The sequence below is a fragment of the Guyparkeria sp. genome (assembly GCF_046545975.1).
Taxonomy (GTDB): domain Bacteria; phylum Pseudomonadota; class Gammaproteobacteria; order Halothiobacillales; family Halothiobacillaceae; genus Guyparkeria.
Genome location: NZ_JBKGYT010000126.1, coordinates 1 through 3,298 on the forward strand (window position 1 = coordinate 1; position 3,298 = coordinate 3,298).

3 protein-coding genes are annotated in these 3,298 nt (G+C 66.5%); 1 reads left to right on the top strand and 2 read right to left on the bottom strand.

Annotated features, from left to right (window positions below; translation table 11 throughout):
* Together selA and prxU are read right to left on the bottom strand one after the other, a co-directional pair.
* Positions 1-1,356 (bottom strand): L-seryl-tRNA(Sec) selenium transferase (gene selA / locus ACLFMY_RS08765; protein ID WP_410764280.1); only part of this gene is annotated, 1,356 nt, incomplete at its 3' end.
* Between the two features lie 113 nt (positions 1,357-1,469).
* Positions 1,470-2,183, bottom strand: coding sequence for a thioredoxin-dependent peroxiredoxin (prxU, locus tag ACLFMY_RS08770; protein WP_410764281.1), 714 nt, complete (start codon positions 2,181-2,183; stop codon positions 1,470-1,472).
* A gap of 415 nt (positions 2,184-2,598) precedes the next feature.
* On the opposite strand from prxU, the gene ACLFMY_RS08775 reads away from it, so the two are divergent.
* Positions 2,599-3,261, top strand: a complete 663-nt coding sequence (locus tag ACLFMY_RS08775) for a peroxiredoxin (RefSeq protein WP_410764282.1) — start codon at positions 2,599-2,601, stop codon at positions 3,259-3,261.
* Positions 3,262-3,298: the final 37 nt, after the last annotated feature.

A 3,298-nucleotide genomic window follows, 5' to 3' on the forward strand; every position in this document is an offset into this window, starting at 1 on the left:
CGGTTCGAGGCAGCGCAGGTCGAGCAGCAGCGCATCGTCCTCGATCCGCCCGATCACGGGCTGCGGCAGGGCGCGCAGGCCGGCCTCGATGCGATGCAGAATGCCCGCGCGCCGGCCCTGCGGCCGGATGGCCAGCCCGGCCGAGGGCAGGCGGTCGACCGGCAGCGAGCCCGAGCCGATCTGCGAGCGCAGCGGGGTCACGCTCACCGTGACCGGCTGCCCGGTCAGCGCGCGCTCCACCGCGGGCCGCAGTCGCTCGGCGAGGCCGGCGATCTCGTCCTCGGGCCGGGTCAGCTGGCGCAGGGCGGTCAGGCGCTTGCCCAGACGGTCCGGGTCGCGGTAGAGGCGCAGCACCGCCTCCAATGCCGCCAGCGTGATCTTGCCCACGCGCAGGGCGCGCTTGAGCGGGTTTCGCTTGATCGCCTCGACCAGCTCCCGGCGCCCGACGATCAGCCCCGCCTGCGGCCCGCCGAGCAGCTTGTCGCCGGAGAAGGTGACCAGGTCCGCGCCCGCCTCGATGCTTTCGCGCGGGGTGGGCTCGTGCGGCAGGCCGAAGCGCGACAGGTCGGTCAGGGTGCCGGAGCCGAGATCGACCACGAACGGCAGGTCGTGCTCGTGGGCCAGGTCGGCCAGCTCGCGCTCGGGCACGGCCTTGGTGAAGCCCTCGATGGCGTAGTTGCTGGTGTGGACCTTCATCAGCATGGCGGTCTTCTTGCCGATCGCCTCGCGAAAGTCCTTCAGGTGCGTGCGGTTCGTGGTGCCCACCTCGCGGAGCTTCGCCCCGGCGCGGCTCATGATGTCGGGCACGCGGAAGGCCCCGCCGATCTCCACCAGCTCGCCGCGCGAGACGATCACCTTGCGCTTTCTGGCCAGGGTGTCGAGCAGCAGCATCACCGCCGCGGCGTTGTTGTTGACCACCGTGGCCGCCTCGGCGCCGGTCAGCTCGCAGATGATCGACTCGACCACGTCGTCGCGGTCGCCGCGCCGGCCGCTGGCGAGATCGTACTCCAGCGCGCAGGGCGAACGCGCCGCGGCCGTCAGGGCCTCGATCGCCTCCTCGGGCAGCGGGGCGCGGCCCAGGTTGGTATGCAGCACCGTGCCGGTGAGATTGAACACCGGCCGCAGGTTGGGCCTCGCCCGGGCCTCGGCGGTCGCACCGATCCGCTCGACGAGGGTGGGCTCTTCCGGGATCGGCGCGCCGTCACGCGCCGCCGCGCGGGCCTCGTCCAGCGTCTCGCGTGCCAGGTCGGTCACCACCTGTCGGCCGTGCCGTTCGACCAGGGCGGCGACGGTCGGCGCCTCGAGCAGGCGGCTGACCGAGGGTAGTCGGGACAGATTGGGCTTGTCGTCGTTCATGTTTCCCACCGCGGGTAGCGGGTCCACCAGAAGCGCCCCGGTGGTCCATCACAGGTTACAAAAAACCCCGCCTCGAAGGGCGGGGTCGCATGGGCCGTCCGGCGCGTTCCGACCTACTCGTCGGAAGGCTGCCAGTGTTCCCAGACCTTCGCGACCAGCTCGGGGCCGGGCTTGAGCGTTTTCTTGCCCGGCTCCCAGCCGGCGGGGCAGACCTCCGCGCCCTGGGTCTTGCGCACATGCTGGTAGGCCTGGACCTGGCGGATGGTCTCCGCCAGTTTCCGCCCTACCGGTGGCGTGAGAGTCTCGGCGGCCTGGATCACGCCATCCGGGTCGATGATGAACCGACCGCGGAGTTCGACCCCGGACTCTTCATCCCAGACCCCGTAGGCCCGGCCAATCTCGCCGTTCTGGTCGGATGCCATGTGGAACGGCACTCCACCATCGGCCATCTTGCTCAGTTCCACGTCATTCCAGACCTTGTGGACGAAGTGGCTGTCCACGCTGACGGAAATGACTTCGACACCCAGGTCCTGAAGCTTCTGATAGTTCGCTGCGACCGCAGACACTTCAGTAGCTCAGACGAAGGTGAAGTCGCCCGGATAGAAACAGAGCAGGACCCACTTGCCGGAAAAGTCGGACAGGCTCACGTTGGTGAACTTGCCCTTGAGGTAAGCGGGTGCACTGAAATCCGGGGCTTGCTTGCCCACTCGTGCAGTCATTACGGGTTCCTCTCGTTCGGGAGTTGGTTCCGTCGCGCGCGGTTCTTCCGCCTTGCCGGAGCCGGCCTTGCTGGCCGGTCGCGCGCAGGAACTGGATCCGTCTTTCATGGTTGCCTCCTTGGATTCAGGCTCAAAAGACGCACCTCTGAACGTAGCCGAGGTGGCCTACCACGTCAAGACGACAGGTGCTGCTTGCGATGATGGCCGGAAGGCGTCGGGATAAGCGGGCTTGTTGGCCTCGTGGCGGGCTCTCGCGTTCGACCGGTGGTGAGTTGCCGAGTCGGCGGGCACTCCGGAGTGAGTTCCCACGGAGGCGAATGCCTGGTTGCGGCGATCGTGGGCGTATCGGAGGATTGTCATTGCGATAAATGATGATTGATTGATACTGTCTATCTATCGTTTAGATATTAATCATTTGATTGGTGTATAAGCACCCTCTATCGTTTGCGGCGTCGGGGACAGAAAGGCGCAACCGCCAGGCCCCGAGATCTGTGTCACAACCGTTACTGATGGAGGTAACCTCATGTCCGACGCACAGGAAACCCAGACCCAAGAAGTGCTCCAGTTCCCGCGCCTCAACGAGCGCGCCCCGGAGTTCAAGGCCAACACCACGCACGGCATGAAGGAGCTGGACGACTACAAGGGTCGCTGGCTGGTGCTGTTCTCCCACCCGGCGGACTTCACCCCGGTTTGCACCACGGAGTTCTCGGCCTTCGCCCGCGCCCATGACGAGTTCCTCAAGCGCGACTGCGACCTGCTGGGCCTGTCGATCGACAGCATCCACTCGCACGTGGCCTGGGTACGCAACATCAAGGAGAAGTTCGGCCAGGAGATCGGCTTCCCGATCATCGCCGACATCTCCATGCAGGTGGCCAAGGCCTACGGCATGGTACACCCGGGCGCGTCCGACACCTCCGCGGTGCGTGCGACCTTCATCATCGACCCGGACGGCGTCCTGCGCGCGATGCTGTACTACCCGATGACCAACGGTCGCTCGGTCGACGAGATCCTGCGCCTGGTCGATTCGCTGCAGACCTCGACCAAGCATGGCGTGGCCACGCCGGAAGGCTGGCAGCCGGGCGACAAGGTCATCGTTCCGCCGCCGTCGACTACCGAGGGTGCGGAAAAGCGCCTGGAAGAAGGCTACGAGTGCACCGACTGGTACTTCTGCCAGAAGAGCCTGTAAGGATCAGCCGATCCTTCGGTAAACGTGAGAGGCCCGC

Excerpts from the sequence above, each read along its gene's own strand:
- ACLFMY_RS08775 (WP_410764282.1), top strand. The coding sequence starts at position 2,599 with ATGTCCGACGCACAGGAAACCCAGACCCAAGAAGTGCTCCAGTTCCCG.